This window comes from Azospirillum sp. UFLA03-27, from assembly GCF_059803775.1.
Map to the genome: position 1 here is coordinate 1 of NZ_JAUQTX010000335.1, position 5,906 is coordinate 5,906.

General features: G+C 62.1%; 5 protein-coding genes and 1 pseudogene. 4 read left to right on the top strand and 2 right to left on the bottom strand.

The features are described 5' to 3' along the window. Nucleotides 1-333: 333 nt before the first annotated feature. Nucleotides 334-453: pseudogene (locus Q4I23_RS29825) on the top strand (ATP-binding protein); the annotation flags it as partial. Nucleotides 454-671: 218 nt separating this feature from the next. Here Q4I23_RS29825 and Q4I23_RS29830 read toward each other — a convergent pair. Beyond that, nucleotides 672-827, bottom strand: coding sequence for a hypothetical protein (locus tag Q4I23_RS29830; RefSeq protein WP_183182604.1), 156 nt, complete (start codon nt 825-827; stop codon nt 672-674). A 584-nt stretch (nt 828-1,411) separates the two neighbouring features. Here Q4I23_RS29830 and Q4I23_RS29835 point away from each other — a divergent pair. The 3 genes from Q4I23_RS29835 (at nt 1,412) to Q4I23_RS29845 (ending at nt 5,445) form a co-directional block, all read left to right on the top strand. Continuing rightward, complete coding sequence (locus Q4I23_RS29835; RefSeq protein ID WP_498528619.1) at nt 1,412-1,648, top strand: hypothetical protein; 237 nt, start codon at nt 1,412-1,414, stop codon at nt 1,646-1,648. A 195-nt stretch (nt 1,649-1,843) separates the two neighbouring features. Further along, the gene (locus tag Q4I23_RS29840; RefSeq protein WP_498528620.1) at nt 1,844-5,038 is read left to right on the top strand and encodes a PAS domain-containing protein; all 3,195 of its coding nucleotides are present in this window, start codon (nt 1,844-1,846) and stop codon (nt 5,036-5,038) included. A gap of 107 nt (nt 5,039-5,145) precedes the next feature. After that, entirely contained in the window at nt 5,146-5,445 is a 300-nt protein-coding gene (locus Q4I23_RS29845) for an HD-GYP domain-containing protein (RefSeq protein WP_498528621.1), read from the top strand. A 39-nt stretch (nt 5,446-5,484) separates the two neighbouring features. On the opposite strand, the gene Q4I23_RS29850 is transcribed toward Q4I23_RS29845, so the two are convergent. Beyond that, the coding region (locus tag Q4I23_RS29850; protein ID WP_498528622.1) for a sensor histidine kinase at nt 5,485-5,906 on the bottom strand (422 nt) is incomplete at its 5' end.

A 5,906-nucleotide genomic window follows, 5' to 3' on the forward strand; every position in this document is an offset into this window, starting at 1 on the left:
GCTCGCCATCCTCTTCGAGGACCGGTTCACGCTCGCCTGATCACAACCGGCCCGTACACGGAATTCCTGACAGTCCCCACCCCTGCCGCCCCGCCACCGTGGACTTGACGGTGCCCTCGCGTGGCATGCTCCCGTCCGTAGCCGGAACGAGGTTGGTGGCCGCCCGACGCACATGCCGGCGCCGACCATCGGGCAGAAGGACCGTCAGCCAGTCCGGACCGCGGCTGGATGCCTCCGGGGCGACCTGAAGCTGTTGGCCGTAAAGGGAATACCGCCGACTGGTGATCACGACGTCAGTGATCAGCCGCTCCGCGTCAGCGGCAGTCTGTGATGATCGGGGGGTTGACGCTGGCCGACGCCATCCTGGACCGCCTGCTGCACAGCGCCCATCGGATCGAACTGGCTGGCGAGTCCATGCGCAAGCGCAACGCGCTCGCCGCGACAACGGCTTGACCCGGCCGCCGCGCTTCTGCAACCTGCACGTCACCCTGCAGCCAGCCGAGGCTGCCCCCGCGCGTAGTGGATGTCATCCGCCGGAACACCTGGACGCCATCGACCGGAATCGGTGGACGCTTTCGCGCCGGAACCACCGCACGCAATCACCGGAATACGCATTTTGACGCGGGCAACCACCGTCCCTCCTGGCGTTCCGCCTCGAAAACGGACACAATTTACTGAGTGAAGAATAGCCATGCTACCGTGCCGACTGAAGCCAGCACGGCGAGCGCTGCGCCGCTTCGCGTCATGACGCCCTGGCGATACAACAGCACAACCATGCCGATCAGCAGCGGCGAGACGATCAGCAGTCCGATTTGGGCTTTATTCATTGGCACTGTCGCTTCCGTCGGATCAGTTGGTGGTTCGGGCCCGATATGGATGCTGCGAGCGTGGAGAACGGGCAGCCTTGATCGTCGTCAATAGCAGCTGGACTTCATCGAATTCGGTCGCACATCGGGTAGTGGGCACGCGGGACCCCGGTATCGGCGCCGTCAGGTGATCGCGCCGAACAGGTCCTCATGAAGGCCGACGGGGCCGGAATGTTGTTGATGGGAGCGGCGGTGACCTGACCGTAACGGACTATGGCGATGATCTGTTCGCCGGCGATGATCTGCCGAGCGGTGTGGAAGCTCTTGAATCCGAGTCCTGGCCGGACCACCGCTGGTGCCTATGGCCTGATCATACCACGCACTTTCGCTGGAGCCACCCGATGCGCCGGAGTTGAATGGGCGCCTCCACAGGCAGCTGCTCATGACGAGCGGTTCGCGGCGGGGCGATGGTCAGCGTTGCAGCTCAAGAGGTAGCAATCATGGGGTCATTCATCTGAAAACGCGAACCATGCAGAATCGTTCGCCACGGTCCTAGTTATCTTGCGCAAAATTTGTTCAACATTGCTTCTACGAGGCTCGGCACGATGGTCGATTTTCCGCCAAGCATAGCGCTCGATGGGTGCCGGACCGCTTACTTATGCCTCCGTCAGGCTCAGTATGCATGCACCGACGAGGCTGCCCAAAAAGAAGGCATTCTGTGTTTTTCCTCTATGGCGAAGAATTACGCCGAGATGGTGCTGCGCCATGGAAATATAATTCAGCGCTGGGAAGCAAAACAATTGCTTAAAAAAGTTTTTCGAGCTTCCGCGAGCGAAGATTGATTTTCATAGGGAGGCGTTCTCCCGGATGAGATGTGGGAAAGCGGTTGAGACGGTTTTTGATGGGACTGATAACTCTTCCTCAAGGCATATGCCGATGCCTATCCTTTGGGGCGGCGGTATTTTTATCTAATCACATACCCACGTATTTTTGTATAATGCTCTAGGGAAGAAAAGGGCGGCCCTTGGAGACAGGAATTGCTGACGTCCCTACAGAAGCGAGCGCCTCGTAAAAAAGCCAACCGCCTGCTGTCATTCCTCCTGCTCATCGCTGCTCCGTTGCTGGCGTTCGAGCTCTTTCCGATCATGCAGCTTCATACGGCCCGTGAGGCCGAGCTTCGACAGGATGCCAGCCACTTTCTCGACCTTGTGGACGCGGAACAAAGACGGATCATACAGGACATCCATCACATCCTGTTCGCTCTTACCGAAGCGGGGGTGGGGCGTATGGACGCCACGGCCTGCCAAGAGGTCATGTCCCGGATCAGGGCCAAGTATCCGAGCTACATGGCAATGGAAATCTCCGACGCGAACGGTGCCGTATGGTGCTCGACAGACTCCATGACGGTGGGGCGGGTGATTGCAGGTCGGCTCCTCCAGGATGCGGCGAGCACCGATGGCATCGTCACAGGCCAGTCCATGCGATCGCCGATCACGGGACAACCCGCCATTCCCTTCGCCCGTGCCCACCGCCGGGAGAATGGAGATTATCATGGAGTGATTGCGGCACTTCTCGACACCGCTTGGCTGCGGGAGTCCCTCACGCAGGACTCGTTGCCGGACAACACCTGTCTCCTTGTCGCCGACCGTGACGGAACGGTTCTCGCAACCATCCCTGACGCACCGGAACTGGTCGGCCACTTGTTGCCGGAACCGTTCGGTCCTTTGTTGCGCGAGGCGACCAAAGGTGTGGTTGAATTGGCGGGGATGGACGGTCGGCCACGGGTGTTTGCCTATTCACCGGCAACGTTGGGTGCCCGGGGCCTGTATCTGCACGTCGGGCTCGACAAAGCGACGGCGATGCGTCCCATCCACACCGCAACCTTCTGGACCGTGGCCGTCTTTCTTGGGCTGCTCCTGGCCACGGGCCTCGGCGCCCTGTGGGGTGTGCGCCGTTTCCTAAGAGTGCGCGAAGAGGCCCAACATTCCGCCCGCAAAGTCAGCGTGTTGCTGGCCAACACCGTGGACGGCGTCATCGAGTTCGATCGGGACTGGCGATTCCTCGAACTCAACGACATGGCCAGGACCCTGGTCGCTCAAGGCCGCGACCTGCTCGGCATGCGGCTGTGGGACGCTTTTCCCGAACTCGCCGAGGGACATTTGGCGGATGAGTTGCACAGGGCCATGACCGAACGGGTCCCGGTGGACGTCGAATTCCGTGGTCCGCAGACCGGCCGCTGGTTCTGGCTCCGAGCGTTTCCCACCCCGAGGGGCCTGACCGTCCATCTGTTGGACATTTCCCGACGGACGATGGCCGAAGAGGAACTTCGGGCAAGCAACGAACGCCTCAGCTTGGCCCTGCAGTCGGCTCAGGCCGGCAGTTTCGACTGGGATTTGCGCACCGGGCGCGGGCACTGGTCGGAGGGCAGTTATCGCCTGTTCGGCTTGGACCCGGAGAGCGATGCTCCCTGCTTGGATTCCTGGCTCCGTACAGTGAAACCGGACGATGTCGAAACCATCACGGCCGCGGCTCAGGCGCAGCTCTTCGGTGAGCGGAAGCCCTATCTCGCACTGGAATACCGTATCATGCTCCCGGATGGGACGGTCCGATGGGTGTTATCCACCGGGCGCGTCCATTACGACACGGACGGTACGCCGTTGCGCATGAGCGGCCTGAACATCGACATCACCGAGCGCAAGTCCGTGGAGGCGGCCTTGCAGCGGAGCGAACGGAATCTCGCCATTGCCTTGAACGCCGCAAACGCCGGTCTGTGGGATCTCGATCTCCGCACTGGTGTCGTGACCTGGTCGGACGGCATGTACCGTCTGTTGGGTGTCGATCCGACGACGTTCCACCCCAGTGAACCCGCGTTCTACGACTTGGTTGTTGCGGACGATCACCCGGCGTTGCGGCAGGCCGTGCAGGCCGTGCTCGAAGGCCGGCGGCCGGATTACCAAGCGGAGTTTCGCATTTCGCATCCGGGAAAGGGGGTCTGCTGGTTGCTGGGAGTGGGGCGGGCGGAACATGATGGCAGCGGTCGTCCAGTCCGCCTGAGCGGCATGAACATGGACGTCTCCGAGCGTCGGGCGATGGAGCAGGCTCTGCGGGATGCCAAGACCCTGGCCGATGAAGCCAACCAGTCCAAGTCCAGATTCCTGGCCGCCGCCAGCCACGATTTGCGGCAACCGCTCCAGTCGGCTTTGCTGTTCGCCGGCGTTTTGCAGTCTCATGCCCTCGAGGACCGGAGCCGCCGGTCGCTGATGGCCCTGGAGCGTGCCTTGGACACGTTGAAGGCCCTGCTCGACAGCCTGCTCGACGTTTCTCGCTTGGATGTCGGAACGATTGTGCCTCAGGTCCGTGACATGCCTGTTGCGTCGCTGCTGGATGAGATGCGAGCCGCTTATTCACCGATCGCGGCGAGCAAGGGTCTGGAACTCCATGTCACCGACCCCGGACCAACTCTGGCGGTGCGAAGCGATCCGGTGCTGCTCGGTCGCATAGTGCGCAATCTGGTCGAGAATGCTTTGCGCTACACCCCTGAAGGCTATGTGCGGGTCGTCTGCGACATCGCTACCGACCGCGTGAGCATCCAGGTTCACGACAGTGGAATCGGCATATCCGCCGAGCAGATGGGTCGGGTGTTCGAAGAGTTCCATCAGGTCAACAACCCGGAACGCGACCGGAGCCAAGGGTTGGGCCTGGGGCTTGCCATCGTGCAGCGGCTCTCCCAACTGCTTGATCACCCGGTGACCGTACGCTCCGAACCGGGGCGTGGATCGACCTTTGCGGTCGATGTCCCCCTTGCGGGCGCCGCGGGGACAAGTCCGCCCCGGCCCAAGCCGGTTGTAACGGCCGACGGGCAACGGCGTTTGGCAGTTCTGATCGATGACGACGTGATCGTGCTCTCCGGGTTGCGGACATTGTTCATGGAGTGGGGCTACGAGGTCGTCATCGCCGGGTCCGCGGCGCAGGCTCTCGAAGGTCTGCGAGACATGCCGCGTGCGCCGGACCTTGTCGTCGCGGATTACCGACTGCGAGGAGGCGAAGTCGGAACGGACGCCGTCGCCTCCATCCGCGCACAGGCTGGCCATCCGATACCCGGCATCATTCTGACCGGGGATATGGGGTCTGACAGCGAACGTGACGCAACGGACCTTGGCGTGACATTCCTCCGCAAACCCGTCGCCTCCAATCAACTCCTTGCCGCCGTGCAGGAGCTTCTCGGCAGCTGACCCACCCTCATTGCCGAGTTGGTTCGATCCGCACCGGGTTCGGCAAAGGCCGTTCTACTCGTATCACGCCGTTGTGGAAACGCCTTCGCTTTGAGCACGGCAAGGGCATGCCCATCGATCATGCCGCCAAGCGCGTTCTGGGAACATCCCAACGGCTTTTCCGCGTGGCCATTTCTCTGGAAGCGCGCATCGTCGCGGTCGCAGACATGTTCGACGCACACACGTCGGAACGTCCCTACAAGGAAGTGTGGACGAATGAGGCTGCAGCGGCCTTCCTCCGGGAGCAGGCGGGCCGGAAGTTCAATCTGGACTGTGTTGCGGATCTGTTCGCGTACATGAGCGCCATCACGGCCATCCAGCCGCAGTTCCGCGATACCCCTTCAAGCGTGCGCGTGTCCGGCCGCTGACCCCGGCTACGACGTCCCCTCTCGGGCGAGGGCTCTCGCTCACCCGTCTATGGACGATGCGACAGAGCCAGCCAATGGCAGGGCGACGCTGATCGTTGTTCCTACCTCTGGGCGGGACTCCACCGTGATCGGATAGCCGAGGTGATCCGCCAGCGTCTTCACGATGAACAGGCCTAGGCCCAGGCCAACGACCTTATCTCCGGCTTCGATGCGGTAGAACTCTTCGAAAATGTCGGCCAGGGAATTCTCCGGGATGCCACGGCCGGTATCGCAGACGTCGACCCATACCCTGCCGTCGTCGGTGCGGCACGCGATCCGGATTTCCCCGCGGTCGGTGTATTTGATGGCGTTGTCGACAAGGTTGTGGAGAATGCGCGACGCAAGCAGCCGGTCCGTGCGCACCGTCACCCCGCCGCCGCTCCCTTCCATGCGCCAGTCGAGCCCCTTGGCTTCGGCGGCCA